This window comes from Nocardia crassostreae, assembly GCF_001613405.1.
Classification (GTDB): Bacteria; Actinomycetota; Actinomycetes; order Mycobacteriales; family Mycobacteriaceae; genus Nocardia; species Nocardia crassostreae.
The window spans coordinates 50296-65984 of record NZ_BDCH01000014.1 but is presented as its reverse complement, the minus strand read 5'-3'; the positions used below and the strand labels follow the sequence as shown (position 1 = coordinate 65984).

Annotated in this window: 19 protein-coding genes; 6 read left to right on the top strand and 13 right to left on the bottom strand. The window is 67.6% G+C overall.

Translation table 11 applies throughout. The features are described 5' to 3' along the window. Positions 1–196: 196 nt before the first annotated feature. The gene (locus NC4_RS12840; protein WP_067536958.1) at positions 197–649 is read right to left on the bottom strand and encodes a MarR family winged helix-turn-helix transcriptional regulator; all 453 of its coding nucleotides are present in this window, start codon (positions 647–649) and stop codon (positions 197–199) included. Positions 650–1000: 351 nt separating this feature from the next. Between NC4_RS12840 and NC4_RS12835 the strand changes: the two genes are divergently transcribed. Both NC4_RS12835 and NC4_RS12830 read left to right on the top strand, forming a co-directional pair. Continuing rightward, on the top strand, positions 1001–1828 hold the full coding sequence (locus NC4_RS12835) for an NAD-dependent epimerase/dehydratase family protein (RefSeq protein ID WP_067537968.1): 828 nt from the start codon (positions 1001–1003) through the stop codon (positions 1826–1828). 134 nt (positions 1829–1962) lie between these two features. Beyond that, positions 1963–2355, top strand: a complete 393-nt coding sequence (locus NC4_RS12830; protein WP_067536955.1) for a VOC family protein — start codon at positions 1963–1965, stop codon at positions 2353–2355. 22 nt (positions 2356–2377) lie between these two features. On the opposite strand, the gene NC4_RS42495 is transcribed toward NC4_RS12830, so the two are convergent. From NC4_RS42495 to NC4_RS12810, 5 genes are all read right to left on the bottom strand, one after another. Then, entirely contained in the window at positions 2378–2710 is a 333-nt protein-coding gene (locus NC4_RS42495; protein ID WP_245721656.1) for a helix-turn-helix domain-containing protein, read from the bottom strand. A 71-nt stretch (positions 2711–2781) separates the two neighbouring features. Then, positions 2782–3147 (bottom strand): hypothetical protein, encoded by a 366-nt coding sequence (locus NC4_RS42490; RefSeq protein WP_245721655.1) that lies wholly within the window; start codon positions 3145–3147, stop codon positions 2782–2784. A gap of 74 nt (positions 3148–3221) precedes the next feature. Beyond that, positions 3222–3719, bottom strand: a complete 498-nt coding sequence (locus tag NC4_RS12820; RefSeq protein WP_067536953.1) for a pyridoxamine 5'-phosphate oxidase family protein — start codon at positions 3717–3719, stop codon at positions 3222–3224. A 59-nt stretch (positions 3720–3778) separates the two neighbouring features. Then, positions 3779–5248 (bottom strand): FAD-binding oxidoreductase, encoded by a 1470-nt coding sequence (locus tag NC4_RS12815; protein WP_084528982.1) that lies wholly within the window; start codon positions 5246–5248, stop codon positions 3779–3781. 105 nt (positions 5249–5353) lie between these two features. Further along, positions 5354–5947 (bottom strand): TetR family transcriptional regulator, encoded by a 594-nt coding sequence (locus NC4_RS12810; protein WP_169814784.1) that lies wholly within the window; start codon positions 5945–5947, stop codon positions 5354–5356. A gap of 74 nt (positions 5948–6021) precedes the next feature. Here NC4_RS12810 and NC4_RS12805 point away from each other — a divergent pair, with 74 nt between their 5' ends. Beyond that, on the top strand, positions 6022–7164 hold the full coding sequence (locus tag NC4_RS12805; RefSeq protein ID WP_067536947.1) for an acyl-CoA dehydrogenase family protein: 1143 nt from the start codon (positions 6022–6024) through the stop codon (positions 7162–7164). Between the two features lie 9 nt (positions 7165–7173). Here the strand turns inward: NC4_RS12805 and NC4_RS12800 are convergent, their stop codons facing one another. Then, on the bottom strand, positions 7174–8523 hold the full coding sequence (locus tag NC4_RS12800; RefSeq protein ID WP_157554634.1) for a hypothetical protein: 1350 nt from the start codon (positions 8521–8523) through the stop codon (positions 7174–7176). 186 nt (positions 8524–8709) lie between these two features. Here NC4_RS12800 and NC4_RS12790 point away from each other — a divergent pair, with 186 nt between their 5' ends. Continuing rightward, on the top strand, positions 8710–9297 hold the full coding sequence (locus NC4_RS12790) for a hypothetical protein (RefSeq protein WP_245721688.1): 588 nt from the start codon (positions 8710–8712) through the stop codon (positions 9295–9297). A 9-nt stretch (positions 9298–9306) separates the two neighbouring features. Here NC4_RS12790 and NC4_RS40145 read toward each other — a convergent pair whose 3' ends face one another. Continuing rightward, positions 9307–9465: a hypothetical protein gene (locus NC4_RS40145; RefSeq protein ID WP_157554632.1), complete on the bottom strand. Its 159-nt coding sequence runs from the start codon at positions 9463–9465 to the stop codon at positions 9307–9309. Positions 9466–9649: 184 nt separating this feature from the next. Further along, positions 9650–10312 carry a VirB8/TrbF family protein gene (locus NC4_RS12785; protein WP_067536937.1) on the bottom strand — a complete coding sequence of 221 codons (663 nt, stop codon included), beginning with the start codon at positions 10310–10312 and terminating at the stop codon, positions 9650–9652. Positions 10313–10381: 69 nt separating this feature from the next. Between NC4_RS12785 and NC4_RS12780 the strand changes: the two genes are divergently transcribed. Further along, positions 10382–11005, top strand: coding sequence for a putative glycolipid-binding domain-containing protein (locus NC4_RS12780; RefSeq protein WP_245721654.1), 624 nt, complete (start codon positions 10382–10384; stop codon positions 11003–11005). Positions 11006–11007: 2 nt separating this feature from the next. On the opposite strand, the gene NC4_RS12775 is transcribed toward NC4_RS12780, so the two are convergent. Beyond that, entirely contained in the window at positions 11008–11622 is a 615-nt protein-coding gene (locus NC4_RS12775) for a hypothetical protein (protein WP_157554630.1), read from the bottom strand. A 115-nt stretch (positions 11623–11737) separates the two neighbouring features. On the opposite strand from NC4_RS12775, the gene NC4_RS12770 reads away from it, so the two are divergent. Next, positions 11738–12715, top strand: coding sequence for a GlxA family transcriptional regulator (locus NC4_RS12770; RefSeq protein WP_067536931.1), 978 nt, complete (start codon positions 11738–11740; stop codon positions 12713–12715). A 257-nt stretch (positions 12716–12972) separates the two neighbouring features. Here the strand turns inward: NC4_RS12770 and NC4_RS12765 are convergent, their stop codons facing one another. The 3 genes from NC4_RS12765 to NC4_RS12755 form a co-directional block, all read right to left on the bottom strand. Beyond that, positions 12973–14130: a serpin family protein gene (locus tag NC4_RS12765; protein ID WP_067536929.1), complete on the bottom strand. Its 1158-nt coding sequence runs from the start codon at positions 14128–14130 to the stop codon at positions 12973–12975. Positions 14131–14268: 138 nt separating this feature from the next. After that, a complete protein-coding gene (locus NC4_RS12760) occupies positions 14269–14454 on the bottom strand; it encodes a hypothetical protein (RefSeq protein ID WP_067536926.1) in 186 nt (61 codons plus the stop codon). 167 nt (positions 14455–14621) lie between these two features. Further along, entirely contained in the window at positions 14622–15680 is a 1059-nt protein-coding gene (locus NC4_RS12755; protein ID WP_067536923.1) for a ferrochelatase, read from the bottom strand. Between the last annotated feature and the right edge of the window lie 9 nt (positions 15681–15689).

The window sequence follows — 15689 nt, the reverse complement described above, 5'->3', positions numbered from 1 at the left end:
GGTCGGCACGAACGAGTGGGTGGTCTCGGCGAGGTCGAAGGGCATGACAGCAGCACCGTTCACCACGACCTCGGCCCGCCGATCCGCCAGATCCGAGGACGTGGAATCACGCGCGAACACCCACCATGCGACCCCGGCGGCCAGGACTGCGGCGACGAGCGCCAGAACCACGACGCGGGTCCGGCGGGAAAGGGTCTCAGTGGTCATCGGCAGCCTCCGTCAGGACCGAAAGTGCTTGCAGCACAGCGTCTCGCTGCGCCTCGGGAATGCGTTCGAAGAAGGTCTCCATCCGCGCTCGCCGAGCTGTGGAGACGGCCGCGGCCACGCGTTCGCCGTCTGGGGTGAGCCGCAACAACACCATGCGCCCGTCGGCCGCCGCGCCGCGCTCCCGTTCCACCCAGCCGCGGCGCTCCATCAACCCGACCATGCGGCTGACCGTGCTCTTGGTCAGTCGCAGGACCGATCCGAGTTCGGACTGGTTGATCGGCTGGCGCGCAGCCAGTTCGGTGAGCGCGTGTGCCTGCGACACCGGGATGGCCTGCCCGCACGGCGTCGAATCGGGTTGATGCAACCCGAATGCTCGCACGAAGGCGACCACGCTGTTCTGCAGCCGGTCGACATTCGGACTCTCCGCCGCCTCACTCGACATAGTTCGACAATACAACCAATTGGTTCGATTACACAACTATCAACTGCCCGGGTGCGAACGAGCCGAACCCGGCCGATCGGTGCACCTCGGTCATCGGCATCTCGGCCTCCGCTGCGGCGACCCGAATTCGCTCCTCCCAAACGTGTTTCGGGCTGAATCGAGCACCGTTGCGCCCGCGCCGAACGAATGCTCCGCATACGGCGCGGCGATCGATTTCACCACGTGAAGCTGAGCTGCCGGGCATGGAAGTCGAAGTGCTGCACCGGGTATCGGTTGCCGTCGCGCTCCTGATCGGTTGGGGGCGGAGCCACCCGAGGTAAGGTCGGCGACGTGGGGTCGAGAGTCGTGTTGGTGACCGGTTCATCTGGTGTCGTCGGGGCTGCTGTGGCGCAGGAAATGTACACGGCGGGATGGCAAGTGCGCGGATGGGACCTGCACCCGGGGCGGTGGACCACCCACCGCGGCGACCTACGCGACACGGAAATCCGAAAGCGCGCCGTCGCCGGGGCGGAACGCGTTGTGCATGTGGCTGCACTACACGCCCCGCATGTCGGCGCGGTTCCCGATGCCGAATTTCACACCATCAACGTCGAGGCCACCGCGGCGTTGCTCGGGGAAGCGGCCGAATGCGGTGTCCGGCGATTCGTTTACACCAGCACGACCTCGGTGTATGGGCACGCTCTGGTGCCGGATGGTCGGGCGGTATGGGTCGACGAAGCACTGCAAGCACAACCGCGCGATATCTACGACGAAACCAAGCTCGCGGCAGAAACTCTCATCGCGGACGCTCCCCAGCCGTTGACCACGATCGTGCTGCGCATCGCCCGGTGCTTTCCCGAGGCACCGGCCGCACAGGCGGCGCATCGCCTCAACCGCGGCGTCGACATCCGCGACGTCGCCCGCGCCCACCGGCTGGCTGCCGAACGCCCTGAGGTGACCGGCACATTCAACATCGCCGGCCCGATTCTGTTCGTCCCCGACGACACTACGCAGTTGTGGCTCGATGCCCCGGCGGTGCTCGCCCGGCGGGCACCTGATGTGGTAGCCCTGTTCGCACGAAATGGCTGGCCTTTACCGACCCAGATCGACCGAGTCTGCGACTCCGGCAAAGCAGGACATCAACTCGATTATCATCCGGCCCACGGCGTCGCAGCCCTCACAGAACTGTCGGCCTCGTAGGCCACTACGACGGTGGAGTCGGCGCGCACCGTCGAGGTGAGCCGGGAGGTCAGGCGGTACAGCGGCCGTCGGCTGACTCCCTCGGCGTCCGATTTCTTCAAGACAGCGGGGTGTTTTGCTCCTACGGTGCGGGTATGACTGTGCAACTGAATGTGATCGGAATCGTCGTCTCGGATATGGCCGCGGCCATTGCGTTCTATGAGCGGCTCGGGGTCGAGTTCGCGGACGGGGCCGCCGCGGAGCCGCATGTGGAGGCGCAGCTGCCGGGCGGGATGCGGTTGGCCTTCGATACCGAGGACACCATTCGGTCGTTCCATCCCGAGTGGGCTGCGGGGCGGGGCGGTGGGCGGATCGGGCTGGCATTTCATTGCGACAGCCCGCGCGAGGTCGATGCGAAGTTCGAGGAGTTGGTCGGGGCCGGGTATCGGGTGGAGTTGAAGCCGTTCGATGCGTTCTGGGGGCAGCGGTATGCCGCCGTCGCGGATCCGGATGGGAATGGCGTCGACTTGTTCTCGGCGCTGGGGTGAGGGGCGGAACCCTGTAGGAGACTCAAAGGCCCAGTAGGCGACTCAGTGGCATACCGGCGAAGTCGCGGATCTCGCGGGACAGGTGGGCTTGGTCGGCGTAGCCGGTGCGGGCGGCCGTGTCGGCGAGGGGGGTGCCCGCGCGAGCCAGGGCCAGGGCGCGTTGCATGCGCAGGATGCGAGCGAGGGTTTTGGGACCGTAGCCGAAGGCGGTGAGGGAGAGGCGGTGCAGGCGGCTGGGGCCGAGGTCCAGGAGGTCGGCGGTGGCGGCGACGGTTGCGCCCGCGCGCAGTTCGGAGACGATGTGGCGCAGGATCGGGTCGGCGGGATCGGTTTCGGCTGCGCGCCAGCGGGCCACGGCCTCCAGGCCGCGCAGGGGGTCGGCGGCGCGGGCGATCAGGTCGATGGCGTGGCGGGCGTGGGCGGGGGTCAGGACGTCGGCGAGTTCGGCTCGGGTGTCGCGGAGTTCGTGGGCGGGGATGCCGAGCAGGGCGGGGGCGGCGCCGGGAAGAAGCGGATGCCGGAGATGCGGGCGGCGGGGCCGACGGTGGGGCGGTAGGCGCGGGTGTCGGGTCCGGCCACGCGGATGGCGCCGTCGATCCACAGCAGGTCCATGCAGCCGTCGGGTAGTACGGCCGTGGTGGCGTCGATGGCGAATTCGCGAGTCCACACCACCGCGCCGGGGACGTCGGAGGGGCGTTCCCGGTATCCCGACGGTGGATGGACGTCGAGGTGGCGGGTTCCGTTTTCCATACCGGCCTGCCGGAACGTGTTGACAGCGGCTTTGTTCGGCATAGCGCGCGCACACGCATCGTGTGCATGCTTGCACTCGATGCAATCATGCACACTGTGCTGTCGCGGGCTGGCGCTCATTCTTCCTTGCGTACCACGCGTTCCGGCTTACCCGGCTTCCAGATGGTGACCTCCAGGTATTTGCCGTCGATGACCCCCACTGAAGACGCCCCGGTGATGTCGGCGACGAAGAAGTGGTCGAACTCCTTGCCGCGGAAATCCATTCCGCTCTTCTCGAAGAAGTCCTCCGCGAAGCGCTGATGCAGCGCCGGATCCCGCAGATCGCGGGCCACGGCGAAGAGTTTGGCGTCACCGTCGCCGACCATGGTGTCCATGGTGGCGGTGTGCAGGCAGAAGCGCGCATCCCGATCCAGGTCCTTGAACTTGGTGGTGCCGGGCATGCCTATCAGCACCAGGTTCTCCTCGAAGAACAGCGGTTCCATGGGGCTGATCCGGGGAGACCCGTCGGCCCGCAGCGTCGCGAGCATGCACAGATTCTTGGCGGCGGCGTGGCGGCGGGTGAAGATGGTCGAGATACGCGGCGCGGCTTTTTCGAACTCTGTCCAGTACGTCATGAATCGACCGTACCGCGGGGGTGCGACCTGCCGCTTGACCGAAATTGCGGTGTGCGCGCTCAGATCCTCGACGCCGATTGCGCGAAGTCGAAGAGGGAATCCGGGTCGTATCGGTCGGCTATGCGGTGCAGGCGCGGGGCGTTCGGGCCGTAGTAGGCCGTCGCCCAGTCGGGCAGATCGGCGTCGATGTAGTTGACGTAGGCGGTATTGCCGACCAGATCTCCCAGGGCGGCGCGGACGTCGGCGACCGCGGCGCGGGCCTGCGGGGTGGTCGCGCCGACGTAGATCTGCGCGGTGCCCAGGGCCCCGCGATGCGGGAACGCGGTGTCGCCGGCGGGGATTCGGCTCGGTGCGCCGGTGAGGCTGTCGAGCAGGATGTCCAGGCCCTCTCGGCCGGTCAGCAGGTCGGTGAAGCGGCTCGGATCCGGCAGCGGGACGGTCCGGACCCGGGAGGCGGCGGTGAAGGATTCGCGGCCCAGGACGCCGGTGTCGTTCCAGCTCGGGCGGCACTGTGCGACCGAATAGTTCGTGCAGCCGCCGAAATAACGCATGGCCTGCAAGTAGTCCATGGCCACCGCATACCGGGTGGTGGGCCGGGTGCAGGTGGCGGCGATCAGCTTGTCCACGAGGGCATTCGCCTCGGATTCGGGCCCGACATGGCAACCGTTGATCCGGCAGGTGGGCGGGCTGCCCGCGGTGGTGCCCAGGGTCGACCAGAACTCGTCGGGAGCCGAGGCGGTGAACGACTGCCAGCCCGCGAGCACCTCGGTGAGCGAACCCGCCGGGAATTGCGCCTGGAAGACGACCACCTGCGGGGCTTGCGCCGTGCGGAAGGTGAACGAGGTGACAATGCCGAAGTTGCCGCCGCCACCGCCGCGCAGCGCCCAGAACAGGTCGGGCTCGGAGTCCGCGGCGGCGGTCCGCAGTACGCCGTCGGCGGTGACGATCTGGGCCGAGATCAGGTTGTCGCAGGTCAATCCGTATTTGCCGGTGAGGACGCCGCCCAGGGTGAGGCCCGCGATGCCGACCGTGGGGCACGACCCGCCGGGCAGGCAACGACCGGCGTCGGACAGACCCGCGTAGACGTCGATCAGCCGAGTGCCCGCGCCGATGACCGCCGTGCCGTCCGGGCGGGCCTCGACGCTCGTCATCGCCCCGAGGTCGACAATCAGGCTGTTGTCGGGGGTGGAATAGCCCGCATAGCTGTGCCCGCCGCTGCGGGCGGCGATCGGTAGCTGCGCGCGGGCCGCCACGTCGATGCACGCCTGGACATCCGACACGGTGGCGCACCGGGCGATCGCGACCGGGTCGTGTGCGTCGAACGCCGGGTTGAAGGCCATTTTCGCGGTCGCGTACCCGGGATCGGAGGGCAATGCCAGCTCGCCGGTGAGTCGCTGCCGTAGATCGTTCCAGTCCGGTTGCGCGGTAGGCGAATCCGCGGACAGCCCGCTCACCGTGGGCACGCCCAGCACCGCGCAGCCGACCCCCAATCCGTTCGCCCGCAGCATATTTCGCCGACTGATACCCATTGCGCCGCCTCCCCCGAGGCATACCCGGCGCCGCCCGCCCCATGCCACGAAACCCGAACCCGCCTACGATCCGGTATCGCGTGAACAGTCCGCGACGTTAAGCGTTCAGGCGAGCCAACCGTCGGCCAGTCGCGCCCAGTCGGCCAGAACCTGCTTGCGGCGCAGCCGATCCCGGCCGACCATCTCGTCCAGGGTGGCGCCGCGCACCAGGTTGATGGTCAGCCAGAAGGCCGGCTCCAGGCGCTCGCGCGGCGCCTCGATCCGCTGCGCGCACGCGTCCAGGAGCTCCTCTGTCAGGTCGTGCTGGACGCGCAGCATATTGCGCCGCAACTCCCGGTCATTGGCGATCCCGACATACAGTTCGACCGCCGCCTTGCCCAGCTTCCCCGCGAACGGCGCCGTCACCAACTCCACGAGGGTCTCCCCCGCCGACGCCGTCCCCAGCGTGCGCGCCCGCCGCTGCAGGGCCTCCCGCTGCCGCTCGGTCAGGTGCTCGATGGTCTGGGCGAACAGTTCCTGCCGGGTATGGAAATGATGCAGCTGCGCTCCGCGGGTCACCCCCGCCCGCGCGGTGATATCCGCGATCGACGCGCTCGCGTACCCGACCTCCGCGAGGCTGTCGATGGCCGCATCCAGCAGCAGCGCCCGCGTGCGCAGGCTCTTCTCCTGATGTTTGTTGGGGGGAAGTGCGGAAAACACGTGGTCAGTGTAGCCAATCATGGAAATTCCGTGCTGCCTTGCACGCAATTGGGTGTCGGTCGTACTGTGATGCCATGCCCGTCGATCGCCTGCTCCCCACCACCGAGGCCCGCGACCTCATCGAGCTCACCCGCGATATCGCCGACAAGGTCCTGGAACCGAATGTCGTCGAGTACGAGAAGCAGCAGCGCTATCCGGAGGAGGCTTTCCGCGCCCTCGGCCAGGCCGGGCTGCTGAGCCTCCCGTATCCGGAGGAGTTCGGCGGCGGCGGTCAGCCCTACGAGGTGTACCTCCAGGTCCTCGAGGAGTTGGGCGCCCGCTGGGCCGCCGTCGCGGTCGCGGTGAGCGTGCACAGCCTGTCCTGCCACCCGCTGTTCGCCTACGGCACCGACGCCCAGCGGGCGCAATGGCTCCCGGACATGCTCTCCGGCAATGTCATCGGCGCCTACAGCCTCTCCGAAGCCCATGCGGGCTCCGATGCCGCCGCCCTCCGCTGCCGCGCCACCGCATCCGAGGACGGCTATCGCATCACCGGCGCCAAGGCCTGGATCACCAACGGCGGCAAAGCCGACTACTACACCCTCTTCGCCCGCACCGGCGAAGGCTCCCGCGGCATCTCCTGCTTCCTCGTCCCCGCCGACACCCCCGGCCTCTCCTTCGGCAAACCCGAAGAGAAAATGGGCCTCCGCGCCGTCCCCACCACCACCGCCGCCTACGACGACGCCCACCTCCCCGCCGACCGCCTCATCGGCTCCGAAGGCCAGGGCCTCCCCATCGCCTTCAGCGCCCTCGACTCCGGCCGCCTGGGCATAGCCGCCGTAGCCACCGGCATCGCCCAACGCGCCCTCGACGACGCCGTCGCCTACGCCAAGGACCGAGAAGCCTTCGGCCGCCCCATCATCGACCACCAGGGCCTCGGCTTCCTCCTCGCCGACATGGCCGCCGCCGTCGACTCCGCCCGCGCCACCTACCTCGACGCCGCCCACCGCCGAGACGCAGGCCTCCCCTACTCCCGCCAAGCCAGCGTAGCCAAACTCATAGCCACCGACGCCGCCATGAAAGTCACCACCGACGCCGTCCAAGTCTTCGGCGGCTCCGGCTACACCGCCGACTTCCCCGTAGAGCGCTACATGCGCGAAGCCAAAATCACCCAAATCTTCGAAGGCACCAACCAAATCCAGCGCCTCGTCATCGCCCGCAGCCTGGCGAACGGCTGATCTGGCGGGTCAGTCGAGCAGCCGATAGACGCTGCCATCCTGATTGAATGTGAACTCTCCGACCGGGATGTCGCACCGGGTGACCGCGGTGGTGTAGTCGGCCTGCTTCCCCGTTTCCCGATCGAGCAGCACCATCTGGTTGTTCGCGACCACGTTGATCCGTGTTCGCCCGACGGCGCAGATCTCCCTGACCCCGGGACGGGCGACCCAGAGTTCCGCACCGGTGTCGGCCGAGTAGGCGTGGAGATCGCCGACCTCTTTGTCATTGGTGTACTCGCGTATGAACGCCATCGCGCCCTCGACGTGTACGAGGACATTGCTATTGGATTTCGTCAGACTCCATACCGGACCACGCTGGCCGGATATGACGTCGGTGATCTGATATTGCTGAATATCCCCCCATCCGCTGGGCCGGACCCGTGCGACAACTCGACGACCGTCGGCGAACCAGTCGTTCTTGTCCCAGCCGAGTACATCGGACACCGTCCAGTAGACGCTGTCCTCCCCGCTGTCGCCCCGATGGGACGCGACCAGTTGCAGGTTCGCGGGGTCGTACAACTCGGCAAGCCCGCACGCGCAACTCGTCGCGCTGACGAGCGCGATGTAGTTGCCCAAGGCGAGGGGGCGCTGTGGCTCGTTACCGCGCAGGCTGAACTTGAACCCGTGCTCGAACCTGCGCGCCGCGCCCGCTGCGACGTCGAGCACCGAAGTGGCCTCGGCCGCGGTCGCGACAATCCATTTTCCGTCGAGCGTCGCGCCGAACGGCGAGTAGCCGGAGCACGAAACCAGCTGCCTCGTAGCGGGTTCGGACGCGATGCGCGTCTCCCAGGCAACGGTGAGCTTCTCGTCCCACACCGTGACGAAGTACTCGCGCATGGCCTGCTGTAGCCCGGCGGCCGGTGTGGTCCTGGAGTTCAGCGCATAAAACCTGGTGCGATCGTCCGGGGTTGTCAGCACGCGTATTTCGTCGCAGTAGGCCAGCTGCTCATACCCCGAACCGCTGATCTTCCCCACGGATGTGTCGTCGCTTTCGAATACCTGGAACGGCGATTGCGCCTTTCCGGTCGTGACCAAGAAGTGGGCGTTCTTGCGCACATATCTGTCGTCCAGCTTCGGCGCCGCGGCCACGGGCGCGAAATGCGTGGCCGCCGCGGATGTGGTTGCCGGTGCGGAGGGTTCGGCCGAGCGCGCGGTCGACGTCTCCGAGGACATCGATGACGTGGCTGGGGAACACGCGCCCGCGAGCGCCAAGACAAAGCAGCACGCCGCAACCCGCGCGAGCCTCTTCCGATCGAACATTCCCGGACGATACTGGCGCCCGCCCGGTTCGCAGGACCGATTGACCGCCGGGCGCGACATACCGACTGGACCTATAGGGCATCACCGCAACCACGGCCCGTCCTCACGCTGGATCGGGCATCGGCGGGTGATACTGCTGGCGTGACGGGGTTTGGTGGGCAGGGTAGTGATGATCAGGTTCCGGCTTGGGCGCGGAAGACGGCGGGGGAATCGCGGTGGGCGGCTACGGGGGCCGTGGTGGGGATTATGGTGATTCAGTATTTTTTGCCGGAGCAGTTCACGTTGGGGCCGCGGGTGTTGATTCCGGGGATTGGGCTGGGGTTGCTGGCGGTGTTGATTGTGGCCAGTCCGTATCGGCTGGATCGGGAAGAGGTGTGGCTGCGGCGGGCCGGGTTGGGGTTGACGGGGGTGCTCAGTGTGGCGGTCGCCTGGTCGGTGGATCGGCTGGTGATCGGGCTCGTCAATGGAACCGTCAGTAATGATCCGGCGGGGTTGCTGGTGTCGGGTGCGGCGATCTGGTTGACGAATGTGCCGGTGTTCGGGCTGGCCTATTGGGAATTCGATCGGGGTGGGCCTGCGGCTCGGGCGCATGCGCGGCAGCCGTATCCCGATTTTCTATTCGTGCAGATGCAGACTCGGGAGTTGGCGGATCCGGAGTGGTCGCCGCAATTTCCGGATTATCTGTATTTGTCGTTCACCAATGCGGCGGCGTTCAGTCCGACCGATGTGATGCCGATGTCGCGGTGGGCGAAGTTTCTCATGATGACTCAGTCGGGGATTTCACTGATCACCATGAGTCTGGTCATCGCCCGCGCGATCAACGTGTTGAAGTGACAGGGGGATTCAGCGGTTGAACCAGCAGTCGACGACGACCAGCAGGACGGCGGCGGCTACCAAGCCGAGGGTGACCGGTAGGGAACCGGCTACCAGCATGAAGATCCAGGCGGCTTCCAGGAGGGCGGCGACGGGTAACCAGACGAAACCGTCGGGGCGGCCGAGCATGCGCTTGGGGGCGGCGGCGGTGCGGGGGGGGGGGGGGGGGGGCGCGCGGGGCGCCGGAGGCCGACTGACTGCGCCGGACGGGGGTGTTCGTCGCTCTGTTCACCACGCGGAGATTACATTTCGAAGATCACATGTGCGCGGCGAGTGGGCGATCCGGTGTGGATCGCCCGGTTCGCTCACGCCATCACAGCGACTGGGTCGCGCTGACCAGCCAGCGGCCGTCGGACTGCTCCTGCAGCGTCACCAGGGTGGGTGCGGTGAAGACGTGCGGGTCGGGGACGTCGACGACGGTCGTCGACTGCTTCACGACCACCAGGACTTTCGCGGTCTGCGCCTCCATGGACTGCAGCGCGCAGTTCGTTTCCAGCGGGTTGCTGCGAGACTGGGCGAAGGTCATGGCCTCGCGCATGGGGCCGCTGTTGTTGGCGAAGTCCTGATTCCAGGTCCCGGTGGAACCGTTCAGGACGGCGCTGACGTACGCGTCCAGGTTGCCGGGATCGTAGGTCGTCAGGGTCGTGATGAAATCACAGGCGGCGCGCATAGCGGTGGCTTCGCGGGTCTCGGTCTTCTTGGCGTCCGAGAGCTGCTGGCGCAGTTGGGTGATGGTGGTCTGCTGATCCGCCACCGTGTCCTGTTCGCCGGAATACTTGCTGTAGTAGACGAGCGAACCGGCAATGCCCGCGACCGCCAGCACGGCGGCGGCGGTGGTGGTGAGCGCGGAGGGCCGCGCGGACCCGGTGGGCCGCCGCGACGGTTCCGGGAACGGGACCGAATAGGGCTGGAGCGGTGGAATGGGCGCCCGCGAAGGCTCTTGCAACGACTGTGATTCGCCGCCTGGCGTGGACATGTGACTCCTGTCGGAATTGTTGCGCCCCGGAATGTTAGCCGTTGTTTCGCGACATTCCGACCGTGCGAGGTGAGCGAGAATGGGTGGGACCGATCCGGGAGTGAGGACGCCATGCCGTTCGCCGCCGTACCGCCGACCGCCGCCTGGTCGCATCTGGGCGCACGCACGGGATTCGAGGTCGCCTATTTCCGGCGGACCGAGCACGGGTATCACATCCACGGTTGCACGACCGCCGTCGACGACGATCGCACCTGGTTCGTGGAATACGAGCTGACTTTGGACGCGCACTGGGTCACGCGGGCGGCGATGGTGCGCGGGCGCTCCGGATTCGGGCGGCGCACCGCACTGCTGGAAGCCGACGGCGAGGGGCATTGGCTGGTCAATGGTGAGAAGACGCCCCGGCTCGACGGATGCCTCGATGTGGACCTCGAATCCTCGGCCCTCACCCATGCTTTCCCGGTGCACCGGCTGGAGCTGGCGGTCGGCGCCGACTCCGAGGCGCCCGCCGCCTACATCCGCGCCGCGGATCTCTCGGTCGGACGCCTCGAACAGCGGTACACCCGCGTCGAGGACCACCACGGCCAGCAGCAGTACGACTACGTCTCCCCCGTCTTCGATTTCCGGGCGCGGCTGGTCTACGACCGCTCCGGACTCGTCGTCAGCTACCCCGAGATCGCGGTCCGCACGGCCTGACCTCACGCCGCGATCAGCAGCACCCCGCCGACGAGAACATCGACCACACCGCAGAATTCGGCGAACGACCGCGCCACCGTGCGATCGGCCCGATGGTGCGCGAAATCCCAGACGCCGTGCGCAATCCAGCCCCCGGCCACTAGATAGTGCGCAATGTTCAATTCGACGTACTGGGCAGCGATCGCGATCGCTCCGAACACCACCATCCCGGCCACGGGAACAAGGAACGCCCGATCGAATCGCCCCGTGGCAACGGCCCATCCGCACACCAGGACCGCCAGCATCACTGGAATCACGAACCCGGGCGCGGCGTCCTGGAGGCCGCTGAGCACGAAAACCACTCCCAATGCACCGAATACAGGCCACGTGGCAGCTTGCCGTCCAGTAGCAGCCGTGAGCAGGTAGATCAGCGGCATGATCAGCAGAATCCCGGCCAGCACCCGCACGGTCGACTCCGCACCGGTCGGCCAGATGAGCAGCGCCAACCCCAGAGCCAGCACGCTCGGCCAGTGACGCAGCACAACCGAAAACAGCTCTCGCCCAGCCCGTGACGTGGTCCCCGGCCGCAGCTTCCGCTCCATCTCGCGATCCCTCATGTCAATGCCGTCGACCCGCATGAGCCCAGCGTGCAGCATCCGCGCGAGCAGCTCACCCCTCGCGCCTATCGATGTCCGTTTTCTTGGGAGATCCTTCCGAACAGACATCGCGCACCGATCGCCGTACAGTGACCACATGCAGGAACGCACCGTCGCCGTCATCGGCTACGACGGCACCGAACTACTCGACATCGCCTGCATCACTTCGACTCTCAACGGCGCGAATCGCCTCGGCGGTAACCCGCCCTATCGCGTCCACCTGGTCACCCCCGGAGGCCGCCCGATCACCTGCGACTCGGGCCTGCACCTCAACGGCGAACTCCCCCTCGAACGCCTCACCGGCCCTCTCGACACCCTCGTCGTCGCGGGCGGCCTGGGACACCGAGCGGCAGCGGACAATCCGCGCCTCATCGCCCATATCCGCCGCCTGGCCGCCGTCACCCGCCGCATCTCCTCGGTCTGTACGGGAGCCAGTCTGCTCGCCGCCGCGGGCCTATTGGACGGCAAACGGGCCACCACACATTGGATCGCCGCCGACGACCTGGCGGCGCGCCACCCGGACATCACGGTCGACCCCGATCCGATCTACATTCGCGACGGCGATATCGCCACCGCCGCGGGCATGACCAGCGCCCTGGATCTCATGCTCGATTTCATCGACGAAGACCACGGCCCGGAGTTGCCCCGTGCCGTCGCGCGCGGGCTCGTCACCTACCTCCAACGCCCGGGAAATCAGGCCCAGATGAGCATCTACACCGCCGCCCCGCACCCCGATCACGCCGTGGTCCGCAATATCACCACCCACATCACGGCCCACCTGTCCGGCGATCTGTCGACCGCCGCGCTGGCTCGCCGCGAAGGCGTCAGCGAACGCCATCTGACCCGACTCTTCGTGCGGCACATGAACTCCACTCCCGGCCGCTATGTCCGCCGCGCCCGCGTCGAAGCCGCCGCCCACCTCCTCGCCACCACTGAAACGCCAATAGCGTTGGTAGCCACCAGATCCGGCTTCCACTCCGCCGAAGCCCTCCGCCAAGCCTTCCTCCGCCACTACGACGTCTCCCCCACTCCCTACCGCGCGACGGCGGCCGCCCGGCCGCGCGGTAGGGTCTGAGCGCATGAGGTTGCGTTCCCAACTCCTCGGTAGCCTGGCGATAGTTCTCGTTGTGGCCGTGGCGATTCCGTTGCTCGCGACCCTGGCCTTCGCGTCCACACGCCACCCCGAATGCGCGATCATCCCGGGGGATGTCGGCCCGTGCGGCTATTGGGCCCGCGTAGCGGAATACGGGCCGTTCATCATGCTCCGGGGAACGGTCGTCACCGCGGGCTGCGGCGCGGCGTTGTGGCTGTTCTTCGCCGCCGTACTCGTTGTCAGCGTGCGGGGGTGGCGAGCCACCCCGCGACCAGGACCAGTCCGGTGGGGCGGTGCACCGCGAGGAAGCCGAAGGGGCGGTCCAGGGTGACCTCGAGGCGGCGGGAGGTCGAGGCGGGTGGGCGCATGAAGGCGGCGCGCGCCATGGCGAAGGCGGTGACGGCGGCGGCTTCGAAACCCTCGGCGGAGAATTCGGCAATGACGTCCTGCGCGCCCGAGCTGACGTACAGGCTCTTGTCGAGGGCCGGGAATTGACCGGCGCTCGGATCGGATGCGGCGTTCAGGCCGAACAGGCTCGACGTGGCCAAGAGATCGTGGGCGGCGCGAATCTTGAAGGGCGGCAAGGTGAGCCGCAGCGTATCGGTAGCGCCGTCGATGGCGCTGACCAGGAAACCATGGCCCGACGCCCCCACGGGGAGATCGGCGGCGGTGCTGCGCGCGACGTCTCCGACGAGGGCCGCCGTTCCGTGTGCGAGGACCGCGCCGGGTGGAGATTCCGGCGCGCCCAGCAGTAGGTGCACGTCGATATCGTCGCGGCCGGTGACGATCACACGGGTGACGGCTTGCGCCCCGTCGCCGAGGACGGACACCGCTCCGAGGTCGGTGGTGACGCGGGTCAGCCAATCGCGATGGCCCGCCCAGCGGCCGGTGACGGCATGACGGGCCGGTTCGAAGAACGTGGTCCAACGCGTCTTCACCGCAAGCGCGGTGGCCAGCACCAGCATGTCCGCAGGACTCAGCTGTAAGGGCAGGCGCTCGATGAGGCCTCGCGTGTGCTCGGCCGCCCAGGCGTCGACCCGGGCTTGTCCGGTCAGGGTTTCCACGGTGCCAGCGGGCAGACCCGCAGCCCAGGTGGGGTCGGCAAGGGTCAGGCCCGGCCGCAGCCAGAGGGCCAGGGCGGCCGAGGCGGCGTCGGCCTTGTCGATGATGTCCAGGAGTTCGACGGCCTCGGCCTGAGCGCTTTCAGCGGGTCGGCCGATCGCGGCGGTCAATTCGGATTTCGCGGCATCGTCGGCGGCCGAGGCCAGGAGCGCGAGCAGAGGCCATAGACCCGCACCGGACAGCACCGCGTTGCCGTCCGCCCGCAGGGTTTCGCACCAGCGGGCCGTCAGCTCGTTCGATGCGCGGACCGCCGCGCTGATCGTCGTCGCGTCCATGCCAATCAACGATAGACCGGCAATCTCCGATGGACCGGCGCGCCGCGGCGCTGCGGGTCGGCCACCGGACATGGGTGATCGGCCCTGCTTGCACAGGGCCGATCACCGAATAACTTTGGGAGACAAGGCGTGCGGCTGCTACCTCGCGGACTTCTTATTGTGCCTGCCTGCCATACCGGACCCGGCCGCGACCAGTTGCTCGTCGCGTTCCATGGGCTGCTGGCCTTGCATCGACTGTTGGCCCTGCATGGATTGACCGGCCTGGTCGCGTCGGCCCGCGGCGTGTTTGCCGCCCTTCGCCTTCGCCTTGCTGCGCTGTGACATCGAAACCTCCGTACGATTCGATTCGGCCCGGCCTGAGCGGGCACATGAACCACCAACGGAACTCTCGCAGCAACCGTTCAGACAACGGTGCACAGAAGATCGTGGTCCGGTACCACGAACCTGTCAACACTTTGCGTACAAACGCCAGGTCAGGATGGTCGGAACGGTCAGGACCGCGCGGGCCGGGCGGGCAGTTCGCAGCAGCCGACCACACAAGGGGCGCCGTTCACGGTGCAGCCCAGGCTCGTGGTCGCGCTCAGGCGCAGCCGTGTTGCGCCCTTGCGGTATTCGTCGACGAGATCGGCGACCATGCGGGCGAAACGCGGGTCCGGGCCGGGGGTGGCGGCGCGGGCGAAGGCCATACCCAGCTCAGCGGCCCGGGCCTTCGCCTCGTTGTCCAGGTCCCAGATGACCTCGAGGTGGTCCGAGACGAATCCGACCGGGCAGACCACGACCGCGTCGACACCCTGCTCATGGAGAGCATCGAGGTGGTCGACGATATCGGGGGCCAGCCACGGGATCTGCGGCGGGCCGGAGCGCGACTGCCAGACCACGTCGTAGTCATCGAAACCGGTTGCGGTGGCGCACAATCGGGCAGCCTCCGCGACCTGGGCGCTGTAGAGACCGGTGACTTCCGGTGGGCCGGAGGCATTGTCGGCCGAGATCGGGATGGAGTGGGCGGTGAAAACCAGCCGCACCCGGTCCCGGCGGTCCGCGGGAATCTCGGCGACCGCCGCGCGAATGGCGTCGGCGAAGGCGTCGATGAACAGCGGGTGATCGAAATACTGGCGCAGCTTCACCAGATCCGGGGCGTCGGCGACCGCGGCGCGGGCGCGGACGATGTCCTCGTGGTACTGCTTGCAGCCCGAGTAGCCGCCCCACGCGGAGGTGGGAAAGACCAGGGCGGAACGGATTCCGTCGGCGCGCATGCGCTCGACGGTGGCCTCGACCATGGGATGCCAGTTGCGATTGCCGAAATAGACCGGCACATCGATACCGCGCGCGGCGAATTCGGCCTCGATCGCCTTGATGATGTCGAGGTTCAACGCATTGATGGGCGAGACCCCGCCGAAGTGCAGATAGTGTTCGGCGACTTCGGCGAGGCGCTCCGGAGGTATGCCCCGGCCGCGAGTGACGTTCTCCAGGAACGGCATCACGTCCTCGGGGCGTTCGGGGCCGCCGAAAGACAGCAGTAGCAGCGCTTCCACCTGCTCAGCGGCGGCCACGACAGAACT